Origin of the sequence: Paenibacillus sp. FSL H8-0317 (assembly GCF_045040685.1) — a bacterium.
GTDB lineage: Bacteria > Bacillota > Bacilli > Paenibacillales > Paenibacillaceae > Paenibacillus.
In genome coordinates, this window is record NZ_CP150294.1 from 6,446,127 (window position 1) to 6,471,775 (window position 25,649).

Consider the following 25,649-nt stretch of genomic DNA (forward strand, 5'->3'; position numbering starts at 1 on the left):
GGCATGAAACCATAATTCAATACAATATTAGGCTAAGCTAGGACTGCTTCGCTGTATTGATCGTATCACGAATCAACTGAGCACGGTAGATGTCACGCTCATCTGTGCGCATATCTTCCCCGAACGTTTTCTGCAAGAATCCCGGCTGTGTCATCACATTCAACTCATTCATTACCGTAATGGACAGTCCATCCAACAAACCGAGATCCACGCCAAGGCGTACATCAGATAAGCGCTGTGCAGCTTCCTTGGAATCCACAATAGCTGCATGAGACAATATGCCGTAAGAGCGCATGACACGATCCGTAATCCGAACTCTGGAGTCGGTAATTAACCGTTCTCTGGCTGTACGCTCATGACCTATCATCTGTAATACAACACCATGCAGGTTCTCGATGACTTCCTGTTCGGTCTGTCCCAAAGTAATCTGGTTCGAGATCTGGAACAGGTTACCCATCGCCTCACTGCCTTCACCGTATATCCCCCTTACAGTTAAACCCACTTGGGAAACTGCGGTTAAAATGCGGCCAATCTGTTGTGTCATCACCAGGGCAGGCAAGTGCATCATAACCGATGCTCTAACACCTGTACCTACATTAGTAGGACAGCTGGTTAAGTATCCTCTGCGATCATCAAAAGCATAATCCACGTGCGCTTCAAAAGCATCATCTATTGCGGAAGCTTTCTCCCAGGCTTCTTTCACCTGGAACCCCGGATAGAGGCACTGGATACGAAGATGATCCTCTTCGTTAATCATAATACTGACAGACTCATCCTCACTGAGAATAACCGCACCATTCCTGGATTCATTCGCAAGACTTGGACTGATGAGATGTTTCTCCACCAGCACCCGTTTGTCGAGTTCGTCAATATCGATCAGATCCAACGTATGAAAATCCCCAAAGGCATGAACGTCATCGTATTGAAGTACTTCGCTCAGCTTATTCAGCACCTCTTCCGATTGCTCATTGGAAGCCAGCATCGGAAACGGAATATGCTGAAGGTTGCGTGCAATCCGGACACGGCTGCTAATGACAATTTCGGAATCAGCCGCATCACTGCGCATCCAGTCGCTGAGCGCCTTCTCTGTAAAGCGCAGATTAGGCATTACACATCCCTCCTACTCATGACAAACTTTACTCCTGAGCTATTCCTTTTTCAAGTCCTCTGATCTGGTCACGGATCTGAGCCGCCTCTTCAAATTCCTCTTGCGCGATGCTCTCCTGGAGCTCACGCTTCAGATCAGCGATTTGCCGTTTCACCTTGATGCGACCACCAGCTCGTGCAGGCACTTTGCCTACATGGGACGTATTACCATGAACCCGCTTGAACAAAGGATCCAGGCGGCTGTCAAAATATTTATAACATGAACTGCAGCCGAACCGGCCTATCTTGCTAAATTGTGAATACGTCATACCACACTCTTCACATTGAAGTGCTTTTGCAGGGGGTGTTCCTGCCGATCCACTTTTGCTGGCTGGATCAAAATCAAGCAATCCAGACAATAAGTTGTGAATGGAAAACCCACCTGCTGTTCCAGGGATCATTTCCCCTTTTTCACGGGCACATGACTCACAAATATGGAATTCCGTCTTCTCTCCATTTACGATCTTCGTAAAATGAAGTGTCGCCGGACGTTTATTGCATTCTTGGCACAGCATATTGATGTACCTCCTTTGACCCCGATAGTTTTCATTTACCGAGCAAAGATATTAACATCGCCTTCAACATTCTGGCACGAATTTGATCCCGGTAAGGAAGTTTGACTAATATAACCTCTCTAGATACAGCAGCTCGCATCAACCCGGCTTCCCGCTTGCTCAAGAAGCGTGCTTCTTCCAATTGATAGATCAATCCTTCGGCAGCTGTCTGCCCGATCTCTTCACCAATACTATGGTGCAAATGATTATGCAGAGCTGATTGGGCCGGTAATTCAATGCGCTGTATGCGAACATAACCACCACCGCCGCGTTTACTCTCTACCAGGTATCCCTTCTCGAGTGTAAAACGTGTGCTGATGACATAATTGATCTGGGAAGGTACACATGAGAATTGATCTGCCAGATCATTACGCTGAATTTCAACCATTCCTTCGGGACTTTCATGCAAAATACTCTTCAGATATCGTTCGATAATATCAGAGATATTACGCATCCAATCATCCTCCACTGTCTGAAACGTTAAGTCAATAAGGACCCACACGCCCCCACAGAGTACACCTTCTCTACCCATTTAACCAATCAGGGAAACAGCGAATCTTGCTTCCAAAGGTGTCAACAGGAGAGCGAAGGAAGCACGAAGGTCCTTTAATATTCCCTTGATCCTCCAACGAAATGAATCCCGTATATTGGCGATCATGCATCAGATTGTAGAAAGAAAGCTACTTAAGTATTAAACCTTTAGTTGACTTTGACTTTCTTTGACTTTATAACCATTATAGCATATTTTGTGGTTTTGCCAAGTGGGGTCACTATTCATTTTTTACGATTTTACACGAAATATTCCCCGGACACAAAAAAACCTCCCCAAAATTGCTGGAGAAGTCCATTTGTCTTTCGATCACGCCGTATTTCTATATAAGCTAATCAAGTTAAATGGAGCAGTGGGAATAGCTATCAGAAGAAATCAAGCAAATAGGTTTCCCGTTCAGGAATCGCTTCTTCCAAAGCCATGATTGCTGTGTTCGGTCCGTGAATTCTTCCGATTCGTGCCATTTCCGTTGGTCTGCGATATCCCATCAGCACCGCGGTAAGGGATTGAATATCCACCTTAATGGTCTGATCATCATTAATTGCCTCCGAAGTTTTCCATATGGACGCTGTTCCGTTCATTGCCACGTTTAATTGCCATACCCCTTCATTCCACGGAGCGTAGGTATCCTCTACCTGTAGAACAATCTGCACCGGTGAGTCCTGGCTTGCAAATGGATACTGAGATATAAACTGCTCTACACTAACGATACGCGCCATAAAATAAGGTACAATCTCCTGCTGAATCCGTGGGTTATCCAGTTGGAAGGCAAGCGTATCACTGGCAGGCGCCTGCAACGTAACTTCCTGGATCATGGAATCATGGTTAGCAATGAAGGTCCACAGCCCTTGCCTCGCCTCTTCATTCAGATAGATGATCTCTTTAATGGTAAATTTATTTTCCTTAACCTCATATAAAAGATAACCTTGTGCTGCATCAGCTTCATCGTAATATACAGCCTTCTGGCTGGTCCCATTAACAAGAACTGAATTCTCCCACCTTGCATCATCCCGAACCAGAGTTCCGTTATAACGCTCAGCATAAGCACTGTATACTTCCTTTAGTATGCTGAGGGCCGGATCCCCACGCCGAATCGTTCCAGGTGTCGCTTTCTTCGAAGGCAAATGAGCTGCAGGCACTTTATAACGTTTAAATTCAACATACGTCTCCCATCCATACTTCCGATAGAAACCAAAGGAGAATGGATGCAAGAATGATATACTTTGTTTGTTACGATTCATTTCTTCCAACGCATGCTTCAGCAGACCCGCTACCCAGCCTTTGCGTCTATACTCTGGCCAGGTGGCAACACCCGCAATACCGCCCATCTCGAACGATCTGCCATGAATATAGGTTTGAAAAGGAATGATGTGAAGTTTGGCTCCTAGTTGCCCGTCCTCATATACACCCCATATATCCTGTGACGAAAATTGACTCCTCCGTTTTTCTTTCTGTTCTTCACCCATTACTACTTGAAAAGCATATTCGGAGAGTGCCATCGCCGGTTCAAAATCATCTACCGTCAATTTCTGAATTTCCATGTCGTCCTACACCCCATTCGCTAGAGTTATTATCAATCCAAATCATGGCCTGATATGTGATATATGTACCCCTTAGAGTGTGTCAGAGGATTCTTACAAAGTCAAATAAGAGATGCTTTCGCATCCCCTTAAATAAACAAATAAAAACCACCACCGAATAACATCGGCAGTGGTTCTTCGCTTGGCGGCGTCCTACTCTCCCAGGACCCTGCGGTCCAAGTACCATCGGCGCTAGAGGGCTTAACGGTCGTGTTCGGGATGGGTACGTGTGGAACCCCTCCGCCATCGCCACCAAACGCGTAGCTTACATTTCAGAGTGTTGTTCTCTGAAAACTAGATTCGAAACGAAACATGCGAATTATCACTTGCTATTGGATAAGCCCTCGACCGATTAGTACTGGTCAGCTCCATGCATTGCTGCACTTCCACCCCCAGCCTATCTACCTCGTCGTCTTCAAGGGGTCTTACATACTGGGAAATCTCATCTTGAGGGGGGCTTCACGCTTAGATGCTTTCAGCGTTTATCCCGTCCGTACATAGCTACCCAGCGGTGCTCCTGGCGGAACAACTGGTACACCAGCGGTACGTCCATCCCGGTCCTCTCGTACTAAGGACAGCTCCTCTCAAATTTCCTACGCCCACGACAGATAGGGACCGAACTGTCTCACGACGTTCTGAACCCAGCTCGCGTACCGCTTTAATGGGCGAACAGCCCAACCCTTGGGACCTACTTCAGCCCCAGGATGCGATGAGCCGACATCGAGGTGCCAAACCTCCCCGTCGATGTGGACTCTTGGGGGAGATAAGCCTGTTATCCCCAGGGTAGCTTTTATCCGTTGAGCGATGGCCCTTCCATGCGGTACCACCGGATCACTAAGCCCGACTTTCGTCCCTGCTCGACTTGTAGGTCTCGCAGTCAAGCTCCCTTATGCCTTTGCACTCTTCGAATGATTTCCAACCATTCTGAGGGAACCTTTGGGCGCCTCCGTTACTCTTTAGGAGGCGACCGCCCCAGTCAAACTGCCCACCTGACACTGTCCCCGCACCGGATTACGGTACCAGGTTAGAACCTAGATACGATCAGGGTGGTATCCCAACGTTGCCTCCACACAAGCTGGCGCTCATGCTTCAAAGGCTCCCACCTATCCTGTACAGATCGTACCCAAATTCAATATCAAGCTGCAGTAAAGCTCCATGGGGTCTTTCCGTCTTGTCGCGGGTAACCTGCATCTTCACAGGTATTAAAATTTCACCGGATCTCTCGTTGAGACAGCGCCCAAGTCGTTACGCCATTCGTGCGGGTCAGAATTTACCTGACAAGGAATTTCGCTACCTTAGGACCGTTATAGTTACGGCCGCCGTTTACTGGGGCTTCGGTTCACAGCTTCGGGATTGCTCCCTAACCACTCCCCTTAACCTTCCAGCACCGGGCAGGCGTCAGCCCGTATACTTCGCCTTACGGCTTCGCACAGACCTGTGTTTTTGCTAAACAGTCGCTTGGGCCTTTTCACTGCGGCCCCCTCGTGCTATTCACACTACCGGGGCACCCCTTCTCCCGAAGTTACGGGGTCATTTTGCCGAGTTCCTTAACGAGAGTTCTTCCGCGCGCCTTAGAATACTCTTCTCGCCTACCTGTGTCGGTTTGCGGTACGGGCACCATCACCTGGCTAGAGGCTTTTCTTGGCAGTGTGAGATCATGACCTTCGCTACTACAATTTTCGCTCCCCATCACAGCTCAGCCTTACAATGTGCGGATTTGCCTACACATCAGCCTCACTGCTTAGACGGACATCCATCAGTCCGCGTCACTACCCTACTGCGTCCCCCCATTGCTCATAACGGCTTACGGTGGTACAGGAATTTCGACCTGTTGTCCTTCGACTACGCCTTTCGGCCTCGCCTTAGGTCCCGACTTACCCTGAGCGGACGAGCCTTCCTCAGGAACCCTTAGGCTTTCGGCGGATCAGATTCTCACTGATCTTTTCGTTACTCATACCGGCATTCTCACTTGTATAATGTCCAGCGCTCCTTACGGTACACCTTCAACCCTTATACAACGCTCCCCTACCCCTGATGCAAAGCATCAAGCCATAGCTTCGGTGGTGTGTTTAGCCCCGTTACATTTTCGGCGCAGAGTCACTCGACCAGTGAGCTATTACGCACTCTTTCAATGATGGCTGCTTCTAAGCCAACATCCTGGTTGTCTGTGCAACTCCACATCCTTTCCCACTTAACACACACTTGGGGACCTTAGCTGATGGTCTGGGCTGTTTCCCTTTTGACAATGGATCTTAGCACTCACTGTCTGACTCCCGGAAGTAAGTCTATGGCATTCGGAGTTTGACTGAGCTTGGTAACCCTTGCGGGCCCCGCACCCAATCAGTGCTCTACCTCCACGACTCTGTTTTCCGAGGCTAGCCCTAAAGCTATTTCGGGGAGAACCAGCTATCTCCGAGTTCGATTGGAATTTCTCCGCTACCCCCACCTCATCCCCGCATTTTTCAACATGCGTGGGTTCGGGCCTCCAGTGCGTGTTACCGCACCTTCACCCTGGACAGGGGTAGATCACCCGGTTTCGGGTCTACGTCCACGTACTATGTCGCCCTATTCAGACTCGCTTTCGCTGCGGCTCCGGCTCTTCACCTTAACCTTGCACGGGAACGTAACTCGCCGGTTCATTCTACAAAAGGCACGCCATCACCCCTAAAACGGGCTCTGACTTTTTGTAAGCACACGGTTTCAGGTTCTATTTCACTCCCCTTCCGGGGTGCTTTTCACCTTTCCCTCACGGTACTGCTTCACTATCGGTCGCTAGGAAGTATTTAGCCTTGGCAGATGGTCCTGCCGGATTCATACGGGGTTTCACGTGCCCCGCACTACTCGGGATCCGTCTCGGAGGGAACAGACTTTCAACTACAGGGCTTTTACCTTCTTTGGCGGGCCTTTCCAGACCTCTTCGCTTAACCGGTTCCTTTGTAACTCCATGTGAGACGTCCCACAACCCCAAAGAGCAAGCTCTCTGGTTTGGGCTTCTCCGCGTTCGCTCGCCGCTACTGACGGAATCACTATTGTTTTCTCTTCCTCAGGGTACTTAGATGTTTCAGTTCCCCTGGTATGCCTCTGCATAACCTATGTATTCAGTTATGAGTAACTGGAAATTACCCCAGCTGGGTTTCCCCATTCGGACACCCCCGGATCAAAGCTTGCTTACAGCTCCCCGAGGCAGTTTCGTTGTTCGCCACGTCCTTCATCGGCTCCTAGCGCCTAGGCATCCTCCGTGTGCTCTTAGTAGCTTAACCTCGTGCTCCGGTTTCAACTGCTCGCTTCCCTTGTTTTGCTTGCGCAAAGCCAAAAGTCGCTCCCATTCGATACCCTCACAAAAGCAATTTAACTACCTTTATACACTTGACTTGTTTACACAAGATCAGCTTAAAGGAATGTTCTAATTCGCGTTTGTTTCGTTTCGATATCTAGTTTTCAAAGAACAAGCCAAATAGATGAAATTGTTTGGTGGAGCCAAGCGGGATCGAACCGCTGACCTCCTGCTTGCAAGGCAGGCGCTCTCCCAGCTGAGCTATGGCCCCTCAAATTCCATCAAAACTGAACAAATGGATAAGTAACTGTGTTGCTGTTGCAGGTTCTATGAACCTGCGTATTTGAATGTTTCCGTTGCAGGAAACGATTCTCCATAGAAAGGAGGTGATCCAGCCGCACCTTCCGATACGGCTACCTTGTTACGACTTCACCCCAATCATCTATCCCACCTTCGGCGGCTGGCTCCTTGCGGTTACCCCACCGACTTCGGGTGTTATAAACTCTCGTGGTGTGACGGGCGGTGTGTACAAGACCCGGGAACGTATTCACCGCGGCATGCTGATCCGCGATTACTAGCAATTCCGACTTCATGCAGGCGAGTTGCAGCCTGCAATCCGAACTGAGACCGGCTTTGTTGGGATTGGCTCCATCTCGCGATTTCGCAGCCCGTTGTACCGGCCATTGTAGTACGTGTGTAGCCCAGGTCATAAGGGGCATGATGATTTGACGTCATCCCCACCTTCCTCCGGTTTGTCACCGGCAGTCTATCTAGAGTGCCCACCCGAAGTGCTGGCAACTAAATATAAGGGTTGCGCTCGTTGCGGGACTTAACCCAACATCTCACGACACGAGCTGACGACAACCATGCACCACCTGTCTCCTCTGTCCCGAAGGAAAGATACATCTCTGCATCGATCAGAGGGATGTCAAGACCTGGTAAGGTTCTTCGCGTTGCTTCGAATTAAACCACATACTCCACTGCTTGTGCGGGTCCCCGTCAATTCCTTTGAGTTTCAGTCTTGCGACCGTACTCCCCAGGCGGAGTGCTTAATGTGTTAACTTCGGCACCAAGGGTATCGAAACCCCTAACACCTAGCACTCATCGTTTACGGCGTGGACTACCAGGGTATCTAATCCTGTTTGCTCCCCACGCTTTCGCGCCTCAGCGTCAGTTACAGCCCAGAGAGTCGCCTTCGCCACTGGTGTTCCTCCACATATCTACGCATTTCACCGCTACACGTGGAATTCCACTCTCCTCTTCTGCACTCAAGTCACCCAGTTTCCAGTGCGATCCGGGGTTGAGCCCCGGGATTAAACACCAGACTTAAATGACCGCCTGCGCGCGCTTTACGCCCAATAATTCCGGACAACGCTTGCCCCCTACGTATTACCGCGGCTGCTGGCACGTAGTTAGCCGGGGCTTTCTTCTCAGGTACCGTCACCTTGAGAGCAGTTACTCTCCCAAGCGTTCTTCCCTGGCAACAGAGCTTTACGATCCGAAAACCTTCATCACTCACGCGGCATTGCTCCGTCAGGCTTTCGCCCATTGCGGAAGATTCCCTACTGCTGCCTCCCGTAGGAGTCTGGGCCGTGTCTCAGTCCCAGTGTGGCCGATCACCCTCTCAGGTCGGCTACGCATCGTCGCCTTGGTGAGCCGTTACCCCACCAACTAGCTAATGCGCCGCAGGCCCATCCCCAAGTGACAGATTGCTCCGTCTTTCCAGTTTCCTTCAGGCGAAGAAAACAACTATTCGGTATTAGCTACCGTTTCCGGTAGTTGTCCCAAACTTGAGGGCAGGTTGCCTACGTGTTACTCACCCGTCCGCCGCTAACTATCAAGGAAGCAAGCTTCCTTGATACTCCGCTCGACTTGCATGTATTAGGCATGCCGCCAGCGTTCGTCCTGAGCCAGGATCAAACTCTCCAATAAAGTATTGAAAAGAGCGATAAGCTCATTTTGAATCTGACGATTCATTTTGAATCAAAAGTTACTATCCATTTGTTCAGTTTTCAAGGAACTTGTATGTCCGTTTATCTTGATGTTTGTCAACCGGACAGGAATCTTATCATATCATGTTAACTAACTTACTGTCAACACTTTGTTTTCGTCATCTTTCAAATGATTATGACAATCATTCGTTTGAAGCGACAAGAAATAATATATCACGTAGTGATTTATTTAGCAAGCATTTTTAATCACCCTTTTGATATCATGATATTTTCATCTACGGTGTCTTGCCTCCAACCTGTATTCGACAGATTAGCACATGCTCTGAACCCAAGATGGGATAACGATCCCTGCCCTTCTGTTCGTTTGGAGAAAGTGATCCAAAAACTCTATAATAAGGTATATAGATATAGAGATAAGGTTAAGCAGTCAAGTGTACTACTTTCATAAGTAGCCTATGAACAATCGTATAACCATCTCACATTGCACCTTTACACAGATCACGTACTCCATTCACAGCTAGCTATTACATATCAAAGTTCTGAATAAACTCATTACTAACCTATATGGGGTGATCGCACTTGAAGCAATGGTTAAAGAACAGACGCAAAGGTTACGGCAAAAAGTTGGTTTCCATCCATTCTTGGAATGCCTGGATTGTTGTGATCCTTGCTATATCAGGTCTTATGCTGGTAGGCGGCTTTTGGCGAGAGATACTCGGAATTGGACGTGTCTGGTTAAAATGGCTACATATCATCGTTGGGCTAGCTATGCTGGCACCCGTAGTATATTACTTGATTTTGGCCGGAAAGCACTGGAAACAGCTTCGTAACAGACCTTGGCAAAGGGTGAACACCATCTTTGTTCTTGCTCTGCTGGTAGGCTGGCTACTCTCGGGTATTGTGTTATGGCAGTTCAAGCTGGCTGGACCTCGATGGTCGAATGCTGCACTTCTGATCCATGACCTGCTGACTTGGGTGGGCTTACCTTATATTATCTATCACTCCATCACTCGGACCAAATGGTTAAAGGACCCTGCACGTCGTGCGGTTAAAACCACTACACCTACAACTTCAACACGAACTCAAAATTCAGCTGATCCATCTGATTCAATATTGGATGAAAAAGAAACTCTGGCTGCTATATCTTCTTCCCAGTTTGATCGCAGTTCCGAGAGAGATCCCCTCAAATCAGAGGAGCGACCTCAACCGTTGTATACACGACGAGCTTTCATCCGTTCTACTGTGGGGGTTGGTCTCGCCGTGACTCTTGGTCCTACTTTTATATCCTGGGTAGGACGAAATCTCAAGATCGATAATAGTATTGATAGCATGCTGGAGAACGATCCTAACCGTATGGTTCCTCTGCCACAACCGCTGTCTGCCTCTTCACCTCCCATTGGAGGCGGAGCTGAAGGTCATTTCCGCGTATATACCGTTACGCCTATACCATCCTTCTCCAATGCTAACTGGTCTTTCCGAATCGATGGACTAGTTGAGCGGGCACAGATTTGGAATTGGGAACAATTCGTGAAGATGGCGCGTACCGTACAGGTTAGTGATTTCCACTGTGTAACGGGCTGGTCTGTATATAAGAATACCTGGGAAGGCATTTCTCTTGCACAGCTTTTGAAACAAGCCGGGGTCAAACCGGAAGCTCATAGTGTAAAGTTTTATTCCGGTGATGGTGTGTATACAGATGCGATTACGATGGATCAAGCGCAGATGGAGGATATTATGGTCGCTGTCATGCATGATGGCAAACCTATCCCGGCTGATCTTGGCGGTCCGGTACGGCTCGTCATTCCTCAAATGTATGCCTACAAATCAGTAAAATGGTTAAATCGCATTGAACTCATCGACAGTGAACATATCGGTTACTGGGAAGAACGAGGATATGACAAGGATGCATGGCTTACAGGCGCATCTCAGCGCATTCCTAACAATTTAAGTGGATCATGATCAGATAAGATAAAATTGGTGAGCGTTCATTCGTTGTAAAATAGCAAAAGCCCCCGATCACATATTCGTGTCTTCGGGGGCTTTTTTTATATGAACTCTTTTGTTCATTTATCCTCTAACCCTGTGGGTTCAAAAGACGTACAAGTTCGTCCTCATCCTCAATCGTAGGAATACCGAGATCATGAGCTTTGGTTAGTTTACTACCTGCCTTCTCTCCGGCAATAACCAGATCTGTCTTTTTCGACACACTGCCAGTCACCTTCGCTCCGAGCGCTTCCAGTCTTTGCGTCGCCTCTTCGCGCGTCAATTGGTGCAGCGTTCCGGTCAAGACGACCGTTTTACCACTGAAGAAGGAATCTTCCACAACAGCAACGGCTGGTGCCTCAGGTGCCTGAGCTTTCACGCCCAAGTTGAGCATTTTCTCAATCGCAGCCTGTGTAAAAGGATCTACAAAAAAGTTTACGATGCTCTCAGCCACGATACCACCGACGTCGGGTAGTTCAACCAGTTCTTCCACGGTTGCATTCATAATGGCGTGCAGATCTCGATAATGATCTGCGAGCATGCGCGTTGTCGATTTACCTGTGTTCGGAATACCCAGTGAGTATAAGAAGGAAGCCAAGTCTCTATCTTTACTAAGCTCAAGCGCAGCGATAAGGTTGTTCGCTTTCTTTTCCCCAAACCGCTCCAGCTTCACCAGATCATCAAACTGTAACGTATACAGGTCGGCAGGCTCACGTACGTTCAATTCATCATACAACTGAATCGCTGTTTTCTCACTGAACGTCTCAATGTCCATGGCATCACGGGAGGCAAAATGGGAAATACGTGCCACCGTTTGTGGTTTACACGCAAGTCTATTGTTACAGAACAGATGCGCTCCGCGTTGCTCCAGTGGGAATCCACATGCAGGACACTGCTCAGGGAAGACGATCTCCTCACCATCACTCTCCTCCGTCACTTTACCCAGAATCTCAGGAATGACGTCGTTGGAGCGACGGATAAAGACCCGTGTGCCCAGAGCAAACTTCAGGTTTTTGCGCTCAATATCGCCGACATTGTTCAAAGTACAGTTCTGTACCGTTACTCCGGCAAGTTCAACCGGCTCTACGCGTGCCAGCGGAGTTACTTTGCCAGTACGGCCCACATTCCATACCACAGCATTAAGAACCGTAGTGGTCTCTTCTGCCTCGAATTTATATGCCACCGCCCAGCGAGGGAATTTATCGGTATAACCCAACACCTCGCGGGTGCGCATGTCCGTAATTTTGATAACAGCTCCATCGATCAGATAGTCCAGCTGACCCCGGTTCTCCTGAATCGCAGCCAATTGTTCCATCACATCATCAAACTCATGGAAATAAGTAATCGACGGATTCACTTTGAAGCGGTTCTCACGCAGGAAGTCCATCATCTGCTGATGATTGGCAAACTGAATGTCATCCGAATAACCTACATTATAAAAATAAGCATTCAACCGACGCTCAGCCGTCGCCTTCGGATTCAGGTTGCGGAGCGCTCCTGCTGCTGCATTACGCGCATTCTTGAGTGGCTCTGCCGCTGTCTCATTGTATCGGTCCAAGACAGACAGATTCATGATGCCTTCACCCTGTACTTCAATCGTACCGCTTGTGTAAGGAATTTTGAGCGGAACGGATCGGATCGTTCTTACCTGTGCCAAAATACCTTCACCTACGGTACCGTTCCCTCGTGTAGAGGCTTGCACCAACTCACCGTTGGTGTATGTCAGGTTCAACGTCAATCCGTCAAACTTCAACTCGATTACATAACCTGGTTCCGGTAAAGGCGTATCGGGATTTTTACTGTTATAGTCATTAATCAGTTTCAGTACACGGGTATTCCAGCTACGAAGCTGCTCAATATTCTGTGCTTTGTCCAGACTCCATAAGGAAGATAAGTGGCGATGCGGGGTAAACCCCTTTAGCAGTTCGCCACCCACACGCTGTGTTGGAGAATCAGGCAGAACCATGCCGCTTTCCTGTTCCAGCGTAACCAGTTCATCGTACAGAAGATCATACTCCTTATCGCTGATCTGTGGCTGATCCATCGTGTAGTACTGATAATTATGCTGGTTCAGCTCGGTAACGAGTTGCTCCATCCGGTGCATCGGGTCCATACAGGGCCATCCCTCCGTTAATTTGATCATATATGTAGAACGAACACTCCTATTGCACGTAAACTCCGATAACAGATTAACTTTCCAATCGCTGTTATCCCCGGATTTCTTTTTATCCAATTTGAAGGTAGAAATCCGGGGATAAAGGCAAACGCCATGCTTCTTCAAGTTATTTTAGTCTCTCTGTTATCGTGCAAAAGGAAGTTTCGTTCAAAAATCATTCTACTTTGGTAATTGGGGCAAAGCCGGCAAGCAAACGTTTCACACCCACCGGAGCCGGGAAGGCAATCTGCAGTTCGGTATCATTACCTGTCCCTTTGACCGCAACAATGGTGCCTGTTCCCCATTTGCCATGCTGCACTTTATCTCCTGCCTTGAATCCTGCTTCACCATCAGAAGCTACTGGCTTGGAAGCAGATGATGGCGTAGAGTATGTTGGGCGGGAGGTACTCGTGGTCACACGAGAAGTTGGCGTGGATGAGGTAGCAGATGAACCACTCTTGCTTTGGTGATCGAACAGCTTGGTGCCACCACCGAAGTTACTTCCTCCACTAGAGCCTAACCCACGTCCACCATATGAGCCGCCTCCGCTACTTCCACGACGGTAACGATCACGAGCCATGGAGGTGTCTTCCTTCAGCTCATCCGGAATTTCATCCAAGAAGCGGGAAGGTGGGTTCGCTGCGGTACGTCCAAACAACGTCCGCATCTGTGCACAGGACAGGAACAGTTGCTCTTCCGCACGGGTGATCCCTACATAAGCAAGTCGGCGTTCTTCTTCCAGTTCTTCATTGTCCATAAAGGCACGGCTATGCGGGAAGACTCCTTCCTCCATACCCACGATAAAGACAACCGGGAACTCCAGACCTTTGGCGCTGTGCATGGTCATCAGGGTAACCGCGTCGCTCTGATCCTCTTCATCATCGTTCATGCTGTCGATGTCAGCAATCAATGCAAGATCGGTGAGGAACGACACCAGCGTTTTGTCTTCATTATTTTTCTCGAATTCCATCGTTACCGACAGGAACTCTTCAATGTTCTCCAGCCGTGCACGGGATTCGAGTGTGTTTTCATTTTGCATTTCAAGACGGTATTGACTCATCTCAAGAATCTTCTCAGTCAGTTCAGTTACAGACAGATACTCTACCATCTGATGCAACGCAGCGATCATGTCATAGAACTCCACCAGCGCATTACGCGTACGGCCAGCAAAACCAAGATCATCTACGACCTGAAGTACACGGAAAATAGAAATTCCACGCTCTCCTGCCGCAGCCGCCAGCTTCGCTACCGTTGTATCACCGATGCTACGTTTCGGTACATTAATGATCCGGGTAAGACTGATATCATCGTCGGGGTTAGATAACAGGCGCAGATACGCCAGAATGTCCTTGATCTCTTTACGATCATAGAACTTAATGCCGCCGACAATCTGATACGGAATATCAGACTTGATCAGAATTTCCTCTATAACCCGGGACTGGGCGTTGGTACGGTACAAAATAGCATGGTTTTGATAGGATTTGCCGTTCTTCACATTTTTACTAATCTCGGAGGTAACAAAATACCCCTCATCATGCTCGGAATCCGCACGGTACACCTTGATCTTCGAACCACCCTCTTTGTCCGTCCACAGTTTCTTCGGTTTACGCCCTGTATTCAGGCCGATCACTTCATTGGCTGCATTCAGGATATTGGAAGTTGAACGATAGTTCTGCTCCAGCAAAATCGTACTTGCTTCAGGGTAGTCTTTCTCAAAGTTCAGGATATTGCTGATATCCGCCCCACGCCAGCGATAAATCGACTGGTCACTATCCCCTACAACGCAGATGTGGTGGTGACTGTCAGCCAGCATGCGGCACAGCATGTACTGTGCACGGTTCGTATCCTGGTACTCGTCCACGTGAATGTACTGGAATTTCTTTTGATAAAAGTCGAGGACTTCCGGCACTTCTTTGAACAGTTGAATAGTCTGCATAATGAGATCGTCGAAATCAAGTGAGTTGTTGGCTCTTAACCGTTTCTGGTACATCTTATATATCTTCGCTACAATACCTTCGAAATAATCTCCTGCCTGCTTCTCATATTGCTCCGGACTAATCAGTTCATTCTTGGCCGTGCTCATCATCGATTGAACTGCTTTCGGTTCGAATTTCTTGGTATCGATATTCTGATCTTTCATACAGCTGCGAATAACAGATAATTGGTCCGATGAGTCCAAAATACTGAAGTTGGAGGTAAAGCCAATACGTTCAATATCACGGCGCAGAATTCGCACGCACATGGAGTGGAACGTGGATACCCAAATGTCGCGGCCTTGGGAGCCACCAACCAGTTGGGATACACGGTCTTGCATCTCACGGGCGGCTTTGTTCGTAAATGTAATCGCTAAAATGCCCCACGGGGGTGCCTTCCGTGTTGCAATGAGGTAGGCAATCCGGTGTGTCAGCACTCGCGTCTTGCCAGAGCCCGCTCCGGCCATAATTAGCAGCGGGCCATCCGTCGCCTCGACGGCTTGCCGTTGAGGGGTGTTAAGTCGTGCAACGGCATCATGTATATTTACAGGTTGCATGCATGCATGCTCCTTTCGTTGGTTGGTCTATAAAGCAAAATTAATAGGTTACACTCGCCACTCCGATGACAGAATAATCTTCCGATCGCTGTTATTCCCGGATTTTTCGATCTACTTTTTCAAAGGTGAAAATCCGGTAATAAAGGCGAACGCTCCGCTTCTCCAGCTTATTTCTGTCCTCTACGTTCTCGTGTAAAAATTAGTTTAGCTTATATTTAAAGGTAGTAAAAACACAAGAGAGAACACTTCGTTTCTTCAGATTGCTTCTGCACTCTCCGTTTCTGTGTAAACATAGTTCTGTATACGAATCTCTTAGTAAAAAAAGAACAAAATCAGGTAATAGAAGCATGCTTAGGATTTAGCTTTCTTACAGAAAGCTTTTAACGAGCATTTCGTTTCTCCAGCTCACTTCTCTCCTCTTTGTTCTCGTGTAAACGACATTACGCTCATATAACTTCTTTAATTAGTAAGGGCAAAGTTCTATTTTAACAGATCATAAGGGGAAAATGGGGGAATGGTAAACTAAACCGATTAAATGGTTCCTTTTACGGCCAACACCGTCTCAAGTGCCTTAGTCAAATCGCTATACACAATGTTACCTACCACGACGGTATCTGCCACCTGGGCAGCTTGCGAGGCTTTCTCCGGATCATCAATTCCGCCGCCGTAGATAAGGTGTGCCCGATCCAATTGTCTGTGTGTCTCACCAACAAGCTCCATATCTCCGAACGTTCCGCTGTACTCCATGTATACAATTGGAAGATTGAGCAGACGCTCCGCAGCCTGGGCGTATGCCACCGCAGCTCCTGTCGTCAGTTCCGTATCTGCACCAGTTAACCGCGCTACCGTGGAGTTTGCATTAAGCACAATATAACCCTCGGCAATCAGCAGATCCCAAGGGATAAGATAACCGTAACGCTCTATGGCTTGCTGGTGGTGCCCAATCATCCATTTGCTGTCCGTTGCATTCAGGACCATTGGGATCAAATAGCCATCAAAGCCGGGAACAACAGCCTCTAGGTCAGATACTTCAAGCACACATGGCAACTCATAACGACGCACACGGGACATCAGATCTACCGTGTTATCATAGGTAATTCCGGAAGATCCACCGACGATAATTGCATCGGTCCCCGACATGCAGACCAGATCGAGTTCTTCGTCCGTAATCTCCCGGTCCGGGTCAAGCTTAAATACATGTCTCCACTGCTTAATCATGTCTATCAACGAACATTCCTCCAGAGGTTCTTCTGCATCCTAGAAAGCTTGTAAACTAAGTCTAAGTCAGCAGACAGTGAGTGTCAATGTTCGTATAAAAAGGGGAACAGAAAAACATGAATTTTTACGGTTTCCAGGCAAAACGTGTATTCATCTCAACCAGTTCCTGCTCCGTCAGCACGTCCGAGTAGACCCCGTACACGCCCCATTTCTCATAGTTAGCCACCTGTTCAGTGTCATTGATGGTATGCACGTAGGTGACTGAGCCTGCGCTATTCAGCTTGGCGACGAAATTCTGGTTTACTTTATATTCCGGCATAGTCACGGCATCAATATCATTCTTTTGCACAAAATCAACAACCTGAGCTTCTGTATCCTGTGTGGCATATAACGTATAGATAATGGAAGGGAATGCATAGACTTCTTTCACCGTTTCGAGCATCGGTTCGTTATAAATCTGTACAACCACCCGATCCAGCACGGATGGGTCATGTTCTTTGGCTGCATCCACGAGGGATCTTAACACCTGCTGAATATCCTCATCCTTCTGTTCCTTGGTGTCGGTTACGATATACATATCCGGGTACTCAGCCAGTACATCTATAATGCCATCGGCATCCATGGGTTGATACATGCCCAAGATTGGCGTATCCATGAATTCATCATGTGTCAACGCCCCGGCCTGTTTATCCTCTGGAAGCTCTTCTTCTTGTCCTAGCATTTTACTCATATTAGCGGTCCATTCATGTCTGGCTACGGCTTTGCGATCCGAAGTCAACATAAAGTCGATCTCAAATACACGTGTACCTTTCTCGTAATTGGCAATCATCGCTTCATAGGCATTGGTATAGGGTTGATCACGAATGCTGCCCATCGCATGGGCGATTAATCTATAAGCGGTAAATCCGTCCCGTTGTTCCTCACTCTCGCTTTCATAGGCGAAAAAGAGTGTGCCCACGGTAACGATCAGTAGTATTAATACGGCGGCAATGCGTTTCATATCACATTCACATCCTCAGTACCTTTTTGTTAGCTAACTACCCGAATTGATGAGGTGCAAAACAAAATAGCCGCCCGAGGCGGCTGTTAAATGGTGGGTAAACTATGGGTATAAAGCAGAGACCCTCCACATGCTCAGTCCTTTTGCTGTACACTCCACTCTTTCAAAAACGCAATCAGTGCCTCACGCCAAGGTCTCAGAGGTTCCAGACCGTTCGTTCGAATCGCAAGATGATCCATCACCGAGTATGCAGGACGAGGGGCTGGACGCGGAAACTGATCGGTTGTGCATGGCGTTAGTTCGGCTGTCGGCTCGAACCCACTCTGCTTACCGGCTTCCTCTCTTATTGCCTGTGCAAAATCGTACCATGTGCAAGTTCCTGAATTGGAAGCATGATAGATACCATATTTTTCACTCGTAGAAAGAGTATGAATGAAACGGGCAAGATCCACCGTATAGGTGGGCGAACCTTGTTGGTCATGAACAACTTGCAGTTGTGGACGCTTCTCCATAAGTGCCAGCATGGTTTTGACAAAATTACTGCCATATATGCCAAACACCCATGATGTTCGAATGATAAACCATTGCGTACACAAACTTTGAACCAGTCGTTCCCCCGCAAGCTTGGACTTGCCATACACACTATGGGGATTGGTTACATCGTACTCTCGGTAAGGTGTACTCCCGCTCCCATCAAATACATAATCGGTACTGATATACACGAGCTTCGCATTCACACTCTCGGCAGCAACCGCAATATTTCTAGTGCCTGAAACATTCACAGCGTATGCTGCATCCTCATCCACTTCAGCCTGATCAACTGCCGTGTAGGCAGCACAGTGAATAATGATGTGAGGCTGGAACGTTGTAATCATACTTGTGCACTGCTGTTGATCGGTAATATCCATCTGATTTCTATCACAGGCCAGTACTTGATGACCCTCTGCTTGGAAGGTCTTCACCACATCATAACCCAGCTGTCCCGCGGAGCCAGTCACCATAACTCTATAGTTCATTGGGAAGAATCACCCATCCGCTTACCGTACTGAAGCTGGACATAATCCTGATACGCGCCTGATTGAATTCTCGTCCACCAGTCTTGATGTTTCAGATACCACTGGATTGTCTCCCTGATCCCTGTCTCAAAGTTATGTGCAGGTTGCCAACCGAGCTCTGTACGTATTTTGGTTGGATCTATACCGTAACGTCGGTCATGTCCCAAGCGGTCCTGTACATGTTTAATCAAACTCGCTGGTTTGCCCAGTTGCTCCAAAACAGTCTGCACAATATACATATTAGTACGTTCGTTATTACCGCCAATATTATATACCTCTCCAGATTGTCCATTATGAATCACCAAATCAATCGCGCTACAGTGATCCTCGACATAAAGCCAGTCACGAATATTGAGGCCGTCACCATATACTGGAATGGCTTCATCATTTAATGCACGGGATATAATCAGCGGAATCAGTTTCTCAGGGAATTGAAAAGGCCCGTAGTTATTAGAGCAACGTGTAATATTCACAGGCAGTCCAAAGGTTTCATGATAAGCTCTTACGAGTAGATCCCCGCCAGCTTTACTTGCAGAGTAAGGACTGTTTGGCATCAGAGGTGTATCTTCAGTAAATAAACCTGCTGCACCCAATGATCCATACACCTCATCCGTCGATACCTGAACAAATTTGGTGACTTGATACTTCTTTGCCGCATCCAGCAGAACCTGAGTACCCATCACATTGGTACGCACAAAGATATCCGGGGACAGAATACTTCGATCCACATGAGACTCGGCAGCGAAATTCACAACCACATCGATGCCTTGGGAAAAAACAGCTTCCATCTGCTGTACATCTGCAATATCTGCCTTGATGAAGGTATATCGGGGATTGGACTCTACCGTATGCAAGTTCTCCAAGTTCCCTGCATACGTTAATGCATCCACATTGATAATTTCATAACTCGGATGTTCACGAAGCATATATAACACAAAGTTGCTGCCGATAAATCCGGCCCCACCCGTAACCAGTAGTTTCATGCGGTCTCTCTCCCTCTGCCTCCAGATACAGAAGTATCTGAAAAGTCTGATTAATTAGTCAAAGTTCAGTTCAGCATCTTTCAGTAAAGGATGCTTCTGATCCTTCTCCGATAATATAGGTTTCGTCACAGGCCAATCAATGGCGAGCGACGGATCATTCCATAGAATTCCACGGTCATGTTCAGGCGAATAATAGGCGTCTACCTTATAAGTTACTTGGGAATGAGGCACCAATGTACAAAATCCATGAGCAAAGCCTTGAGGAACAAGCAGTTGCCGCTGGTTGTACTCACTTAGAATGACACTTTTCCATTGGCCAAAAGTAGGGGATGAGGTGCGGACATCCACAATCACATCATAGATAGCCCCAGATATAACCCTCACCAATTTAGTCTGTGCTTTGGGCTTAAGCTGATAATGAAGCCCACGCAGAACACCTGCTTCAGCCGACAAGGATTGATTGTCCTGAATAAAGACGTGCTGTATCCCCTGTTCATGCAGAACCTGCTCATTATAACTCTCCATAAAATATCCACGGTGATCACCATAAACCTTGGGTTCCAATATGGCAGCGCCATCCATAAACAGCGGAAGTACCTTCATGACATCCCTCCGTTTTGCTGTTGACATCATTTCTTCATATTGACTATGTATATGTAAAGTGTCGGGTAAGTGTTTGTTCATTGGCCTGTATAACCCTCATATTTACTCTTCCATAAAATAAATTAAAGCCCAGCCGCGATATCATTCTTCGGCTGGACTTCAAGGGATTGCGGAAAACCATTTATTGATCCTTCACGACCTGTTCTAAATACTTTAAGAGATCTTTCCGTAGATCCGGGCGCTGCAATGCGTAGTGAATCGATGTCTCAATAAAGCCCAACTTCTCGCCAACATCATGACGCAATCCATCAAAGTGATATGCGAGAATCTGCCGCTGCTCATTCAGTCGGGATAAGGCATCCGTGAGCTGGATTTCTCCCCCAACACCAGCAGATTGTTGACCCAGGATGTCGAAGATATCTGGTGTAAGAATGTAACGTCCCATAATAGCCAAGTTCGAGGGTGAATCTTCGGTCTTTGGTTTCTCAATTAAGCGCCTAGCGCGAAAAACACGATCATCGGTAGGGGTCAGCAACTCTCCGTCCACTATCCCATAGCGGGATACCTCACTCCAATCAACAGGCTGTACACCAACAATTGGAGATTGCAGTTCATCATAGACATCGATCATCTGCTTCAGGCAGGGATGTTCCGCTTCCACAATATCGTCCCCTAACAGGACGGCAAAAGGTTCGTTGCCGATAAACTTGCGGGCGCACCAGATGGCGTGACCAAGTCCCTTCGGTTCCTTTTGACGGATATAATGGATATCTGCCATCTCGGAGGGTTTGCGTACTTCGTTAAGCAAGTCCCACTTCTGTTTGTCCGCCAGATTCTGCTCCAGCTCAAAAGAATAATCGAAGTGATCTTCAATGGCCCGCTTCCCTTTACCTGTCACAATAATGATATCTTCAATGCCTGAAGCTACGGCTTCTTCAATAATATACTGGATCGTTGGCTTGTCCACGATGGGCAGCATTTCCTTAGGCATCGCCTTGGTGGCAGGCAAAAACCGGGTACCCAGTCCTGCGGCTGGAATAATCGCTTTGCGAATACGCATACGAACCCACTCCTTTTGTTAAACAAGTTAAACTAAAGCATATTTACACTTACCACTCCGATGACAGAACAACCTTCCGATCGCTGTTATCCCCCGATTTTTTAATTCACTTTTACAAAGGTTAAAATCTGGTGATAGCTTATGCTTCCGATGCAGCTTTCTTTCAGAAAGCTTTTAGGCGAACCCTCCGCTTCTCCAGCTTTTTTCTGTCCTCTACGTTTCTCGTGTAAATGATTAGTCCAACTTGTATAGATTCATATATTTAATGATTCTGAGTGCTACGATGCTTGGACTCTATTATACCATCAATAATTCGCGGATATCCTGTTCGGATAAGGTTGTCGATCCTCCGTCTCCCGGTTCGATCACTTCGGCAATCAAGTCCTTCTTCCGCTGCTGGAGCTCCAAAATCTTCTCTTCGATCGTACCTTCGGTAACTAAGCGGATGACTTGCACCACTTGTTTCTGTCCCATGCGATGAGCACGGCCAATAGCCTGTTCTTCCACCGCAGGATTCCACCATAGATCATATAATATAACGGTATCTGCACCTGTTAAGTTTAGTCCTGTCCCTCCAGCCTTAAGAGAAATCAGAAACAATTCTGCTTCGCCCTCATTAAATCTGCGGCACATCTCGACACGGCTCTGTGCAGGGGTCTGACCATCGAGATAGAACAGATTTCTTCCCTGTGCCGTGAGCGTCTGGCGAATCAGGTTCAACATGCTCGCAAATTGGGAGAAGATAAGAATACGTTTGCCTGAAGCCAAACAATCCTCGACCGTTTCAAGCAACTGTTCCATTTTCCCGGAATCACCTTGGTACCCGTCAACAAAGAGGGCCGGATGACAACACAACTGACGCAAACGCGTGATGCCAGCCAAAATTTTGATACGATTCTTCTGGAATCCGTTATCCTCCATGTCCTTCGATGCTTCATCCTGAAGTTGAGAAAGATATGCGGCGTAAAGTTTCTTCTGTTCAACCGTAAGCTCTGAGCGCTGTACCGTTTCAATTCGATCAGGCAATTCTTCCAGCACATCCTTCTTCAGGCGGCGCAGAATAAACGGACGCACCATCCGCGAGATCCGTTCCGGAGGAAGGTCGCGGAATCTTCTGTAACTGGGAAACAACCCAGGGAATACGGCTTCAAAAATGGACCACAATTCATCCAGCGAGTTCTCCACAGGTGTACCTGTGAGCGCAAAGCGGCGCGGGGCCTGAATCTGTTTGACCGCCTGCGCGGTTTGGGAAGAAGCATTTTTGATCGCCTGAGCCTCATCCAGAATGAGCGTATGGAATGTTCGGCCAAGGTACGTGTCTAGATCCCGGCGTAACAAAGGATACGACGTCACAATCACATCTGCCTCATCCATACCTGAAAGCATGCTGGCTCGCTCTTCTTTCTGACCGGCTGCGATCAAAACCTTCAGGTGCGGGGCGAACCGCGTAAACTCATTAGCCCAGTTATAGGTAAGCGAGGCAGGCGCCACGACAAGTACCGGAGGATGAATGACCTTCGTTCGGATCGTCAGCCCATCCTGCTGCATCGTGGACAATAAGCCATCCGTATTCTCTGAAGCCATCTTATCCAATGGGAGCCCCGTTTCGGGATCGATGTCGGAGGTAGCCAACATCTCACCGTCCCATAATGAGCCACTCTCCCGGTATTTATCAACGCCCGTATGGTCCAAATTATACTCAGGCTTCTCCTGAAGTACCGCTGTGATATACGCGATGCTTTGCAATGTTTTGCCAAGTCCCATATCATCCGCCAGAATGCCGCCAAAACGATAATAAGCGAGGGTACGCAGCCACTGGTATCCACTGTTCTGATAATCCCGCAGGATGAGAGTGAGAGCTTCCGGCAATGCAAAATCCATCCGCTCGGGATCTCGGAGATCATCAAGGAAACGTTTCAGTGAACCTCCCCACTTCACATGACCGGAAACTTCATCTCTGCCTGGCAATTGCAATGCCCGAACAGCTGGCAGCCGGATATGGCTGCTTTTGATGTCATCTGCCCCAAGTCCCAGTGAATCGGCCATATGAGCGAAACTGTCTGCACCTTCATTTTCAAGCGACAGAAAGACACCGCTCTTGAGACGGAAATATGGTTTCTTTTCCACAATGCGACGCATGAGTTCCTGAAGTTCCTGCTCGTCCACACCTTCCATCTCGAATGAGATCTCCAGCCAGTCCAGTCCTCTCCCCAAGTCTGCTCGGACTTTCGGTGGTGTCGGATAGGATTGCACCATCGCCTTCACGGCGTTCGGCATGTAGATGTCTACCTGTTTCTCAAGCTCAGGCAACAGATGATACATGACATCATAGATCGCATCTTCCCGTTCACTCGCCCAGACACTACCATCTCTTTCGAGAAAGGATCGATCGAGCCGTTCAATCAGATTCCGCTCCTTGTACCGATCACGCACCAAAATAACCTTTTTCTCTTCTTCATCTATCAAGTACTCTGCAAGCGGATTAATAACCATGACCTCATAGTCGAATTCCAGACGCGCTGTAATACGCTCACGATAGAAGTCGATGTACAACTTCGGTGAGAGTTCCGGTTCCGCGATCTGTTCACGTACCTGTGAATCAATAGACAGATGGCCGAGCGTACGCAGTTCTGGCACGACATGCTGTACGAACTCATCCACCTGCTGGGTCGAAATATCAATGCTTTCCTTAATCCCATATGAGGTGAGCGCCCCACTCAAGTCCTCCAGACTTCGCATCTGCATCGGCTCCAACATATGCAACTGTCCTTCCACCACAGCGGCATCATAAGCAGGAAGAAGAATCAGCTCACGCAGTCCCGAAATTTCAAGCTGATATCCTTCATTCGCTCCCTGGGCGATCCGGTAAAATAAAGGAAGTACCCCTTCCCCCAGCGTGAGTGGTCCATTGGCAAATCCTGTGCCCTCCATCCGGCTGTCAGCCTGTAGCAGCAATTCCAGCAATGGCTTCCATACCAGAGGAGCAATCAATATATCCCGTCCGTCCGAAGCTCCAAGATAACCGGAGATGGATTGGCGGTAGGCCTCCTCACTCTGTCTCATTCGAATAAGCATCGAGAGAATCGCCTGATCCTGTGGAGTGAACACATGCATTAATGGATCATAGTGGAACAGCTTGGTAAATGACATGGGCTCGCCCTTTTCGATGCAGTTCAGGAATTGCTTCACTTTCTGCACCACATACAGCCGTTTGTTACCCACTTTCAATTCAAGAGCAAGTTTCCCCCCACCCTTATGAACCTGTATCAGCTTACATATAAACTGAACCTGCAACTCTTCCCGCAGGGAGGATCGGTTGACAGGGGCGGTGTATTTACGGTCATTTCCATGCAGCTGTCTCCGATCCTTGGCAAACATGGACAGAATCTGATCCGCCGTACGGTAAGAAGGTTTATCTGCCGAGCGACCCCACCCCGAAGCTGAGCTTGGACGACCTGCCTGGGCAAAATGAACCGGAGGACGCTCTGGAGCATCATTCAGTTGCTCTCGTTGTGAAGCAGACTGTGGGCGCTCCCACACGCTCTCTTCGACTAGCGTCCCGACCTTGGACTTGGAATCTAAGTTAGAACTGGCATTGGCTCCTTGGCCTGTAGCCGGTTGAGAAGGCTTCCCAGAGGCAATCGTGGCATTACGCTGCTGCTGCTCACCCCATTCGTGAATAGCCAACAGGACAGCAGCGACATGTTTGCAATAGTCATAATGCCTGCCGTCACCCGGACAACTGCAGCCTGCCACAATCTCACCTGATCCATCTATATCCACCGTCACCTGATAACGCTCCGATCCACGTACCTGTGCTTCAAAATGAAGCTGATCCTCACTAACCACCAGATTAGTCACCCTGCCAGATTGGTTATAATCTTCTCCGCGCTTGAATGCCGTGACCCCGCACAGCAATTTGATATCCATAATTGTGAATGGCGCCACGCTTCTTCGCCTCCTGTGTCATGATGTAAAAAAACCCCAAGAGCTCCTTGAAGCAGAG

General features: G+C 48.1%; 14 protein-coding genes, 1 tRNA gene and 3 rRNA genes. 1 reads left to right on the forward strand and 17 read right to left on the reverse strand.

All coding sequences use genetic code 11. The features are described from left to right. Nucleotides 1–37 precede the first annotated feature (37 nt). The 8 genes from MHB43_RS28860 to MHB43_RS28895 form a co-directional block, all read right to left on the reverse strand. Nucleotides 38–1,108 carry a protein arginine kinase gene (locus MHB43_RS28860; protein WP_405130876.1) on the reverse strand — a complete coding sequence of 357 codons (1,071 nt, stop codon included), beginning with the start codon at nucleotides 1,106–1,108 and terminating at the stop codon, nucleotides 38–40. 28 nt (nucleotides 1,109–1,136) lie between these two features. Beyond that, entirely contained in the window at nucleotides 1,137–1,661 is a 525-nt protein-coding gene (locus MHB43_RS28865; protein WP_237178603.1) for a UvrB/UvrC motif-containing protein, read from the reverse strand. A gap of 31 nt (nucleotides 1,662–1,692) precedes the next feature. After that, nucleotides 1,693–2,154: a CtsR family transcriptional regulator gene (locus MHB43_RS28870; protein WP_036607135.1), complete on the reverse strand. Its 462-nt coding sequence runs from the start codon at nucleotides 2,152–2,154 to the stop codon at nucleotides 1,693–1,695. Between the two features lie 461 nt (nucleotides 2,155–2,615). Next, the gene (eis, locus tag MHB43_RS28875) at nucleotides 2,616–3,791 is read right to left on the reverse strand and encodes a GNAT family N-acetyltransferase (RefSeq protein ID WP_339179731.1); all 1,176 of its coding nucleotides are present in this window, start codon (nucleotides 3,789–3,791) and stop codon (nucleotides 2,616–2,618) included. Between the two features lie 179 nt (nucleotides 3,792–3,970). Beyond that, nucleotides 3,971–4,087: ribosomal RNA gene (gene rrf / locus MHB43_RS28880) — 5S ribosomal RNA — on the reverse strand. 75 nt (nucleotides 4,088–4,162) lie between these two features. Further along, a 23S ribosomal RNA gene (locus tag MHB43_RS28885) occupies nucleotides 4,163–7,090 on the reverse strand. 209 nt (nucleotides 7,091–7,299) lie between these two features. Further along, nucleotides 7,300–7,375: transfer RNA gene (locus MHB43_RS28890), tRNA-Ala, on the reverse strand. Between the two features lie 108 nt (nucleotides 7,376–7,483). Continuing rightward, nucleotides 7,484–9,036: ribosomal RNA gene (locus MHB43_RS28895) — 16S ribosomal RNA — on the reverse strand. The 16S, 23S and 5S rRNA genes sit together here with 1 tRNA gene alongside, the layout of an rRNA operon. 599 nt (nucleotides 9,037–9,635) lie before the next feature. Between MHB43_RS28895 and MHB43_RS28900 the strand changes: the two genes are divergently transcribed. Beyond that, the gene (locus tag MHB43_RS28900; RefSeq protein WP_405130877.1) at nucleotides 9,636–11,015 is read left to right on the forward strand and encodes a molybdopterin-dependent oxidoreductase; all 1,380 of its coding nucleotides are present in this window, start codon (nucleotides 9,636–9,638) and stop codon (nucleotides 11,013–11,015) included. A 115-nt stretch (nucleotides 11,016–11,130) separates the two neighbouring features. Here MHB43_RS28900 and ligA read toward each other — a convergent pair whose 3' ends face one another. The 9 genes from ligA to MHB43_RS28945 all read right to left on the reverse strand — a co-directional run bounded on the left by ligA (nucleotide 11,131) and on the right by MHB43_RS28945 (nucleotide 25,591). Further along, nucleotides 11,131–13,152: an NAD-dependent DNA ligase LigA gene (gene ligA / locus MHB43_RS28905; RefSeq protein WP_339179736.1), complete on the reverse strand. Its 2,022-nt coding sequence runs from the start codon at nucleotides 13,150–13,152 to the stop codon at nucleotides 11,131–11,133. 217 nt (nucleotides 13,153–13,369) lie between these two features. After that, the gene (gene pcrA / locus MHB43_RS28910) at nucleotides 13,370–15,724 is read right to left on the reverse strand and encodes a DNA helicase PcrA (protein WP_339179738.1); all 2,355 of its coding nucleotides are present in this window, start codon (nucleotides 15,722–15,724) and stop codon (nucleotides 13,370–13,372) included. A gap of 531 nt (nucleotides 15,725–16,255) precedes the next feature. Continuing rightward, nucleotides 16,256–16,951, reverse strand: coding sequence for a heptaprenylglyceryl phosphate synthase (locus tag MHB43_RS28915; protein ID WP_339179740.1), 696 nt, complete (start codon nucleotides 16,949–16,951; stop codon nucleotides 16,256–16,258). A 115-nt stretch (nucleotides 16,952–17,066) separates the two neighbouring features. Further along, entirely contained in the window at nucleotides 17,067–17,942 is an 876-nt protein-coding gene (locus tag MHB43_RS28920; protein ID WP_339179743.1) for a phosphatidylinositol-specific phospholipase C/glycerophosphodiester phosphodiesterase family protein, read from the reverse strand. Nucleotides 17,943–18,076: 134 nt separating this feature from the next. Beyond that, the gene (gene rfbD / locus MHB43_RS28925; RefSeq protein ID WP_339179746.1) at nucleotides 18,077–18,958 is read right to left on the reverse strand and encodes a dTDP-4-dehydrorhamnose reductase; all 882 of its coding nucleotides are present in this window, start codon (nucleotides 18,956–18,958) and stop codon (nucleotides 18,077–18,079) included. Beyond that, a complete protein-coding gene (rfbB, locus tag MHB43_RS28930; protein ID WP_339179749.1) occupies nucleotides 18,955–19,980 on the reverse strand; it encodes a dTDP-glucose 4,6-dehydratase in 1,026 nt (341 codons plus the stop codon). The genes rfbD and rfbB overlap by 4 nt, the downstream gene beginning before the upstream one ends. Before the next feature lie 54 nt (nucleotides 19,981–20,034). Next, on the reverse strand, nucleotides 20,035–20,583 hold the full coding sequence (rfbC, locus tag MHB43_RS28935; RefSeq protein WP_339179751.1) for a dTDP-4-dehydrorhamnose 3,5-epimerase: 549 nt from the start codon (nucleotides 20,581–20,583) through the stop codon (nucleotides 20,035–20,037). Nucleotides 20,584–20,764: 181 nt separating this feature from the next. Next, a complete protein-coding gene (gene galU / locus MHB43_RS28940; protein ID WP_076328769.1) occupies nucleotides 20,765–21,643 on the reverse strand; it encodes a UTP--glucose-1-phosphate uridylyltransferase GalU in 879 nt (292 codons plus the stop codon). Between the two features lie 297 nt (nucleotides 21,644–21,940). Then, nucleotides 21,941–25,591: a DEAD/DEAH box helicase gene (locus tag MHB43_RS28945; protein ID WP_339179753.1), complete on the reverse strand. Its 3,651-nt coding sequence runs from the start codon at nucleotides 25,589–25,591 to the stop codon at nucleotides 21,941–21,943. Nucleotides 25,592–25,649: the final 58 nt, after the last annotated feature.

Coding starts and splice junctions, on each gene's coding strand:
- MHB43_RS28870 (WP_036607135.1), bottom strand. CDS start 2,154: ATGCGTAATATCTCTGATATTATCGAACGATATCTGAAGAGTATTTTG.
- MHB43_RS28865 (WP_237178603.1), bottom strand. CDS start 1,661: ATGCTGTGCCAAGAATGCAATAAACGTCCGGCGACACTTCATTTTACG.
- MHB43_RS28860 (WP_405130876.1), bottom strand. CDS start 1,108: ATGCCTAATCTGCGCTTTACAGAGAAGGCGCTCAGCGACTGGATGCGC.
- galU (WP_076328769.1), bottom strand. CDS start 21,643: ATGCGTATTCGCAAAGCGATTATTCCAGCCGCAGGACTGGGTACCCGG.
- rfbB (WP_339179749.1), bottom strand. CDS start 19,980: ATGAAACTACTGGTTACGGGTGGGGCCGGATTTATCGGCAGCAACTTT.
- eis (WP_339179731.1), bottom strand. CDS start 3,791: ATGGAAATTCAGAAATTGACGGTAGATGATTTTGAACCGGCGATGGCA.
- rfbD (WP_339179746.1), bottom strand. CDS start 18,958: ATGAACTATAGAGTTATGGTGACTGGCTCCGCGGGACAGCTGGGTTAT.
- MHB43_RS28920 (WP_339179743.1), bottom strand. CDS start 17,942: ATGAAACGCATTGCCGCCGTATTAATACTACTGATCGTTACCGTGGGC.
- rfbC (WP_339179751.1), bottom strand. CDS start 20,583: ATGAAGGTACTTCCGCTGTTTATGGATGGCGCTGCCATATTGGAACCC.
- ligA (WP_339179736.1), bottom strand. CDS start 13,152: ATGGACCCGATGCACCGGATGGAGCAACTCGTTACCGAGCTGAACCAG.
- pcrA (WP_339179738.1), bottom strand. CDS start 15,724: ATGCAACCTGTAAATATACATGATGCCGTTGCACGACTTAACACCCCT.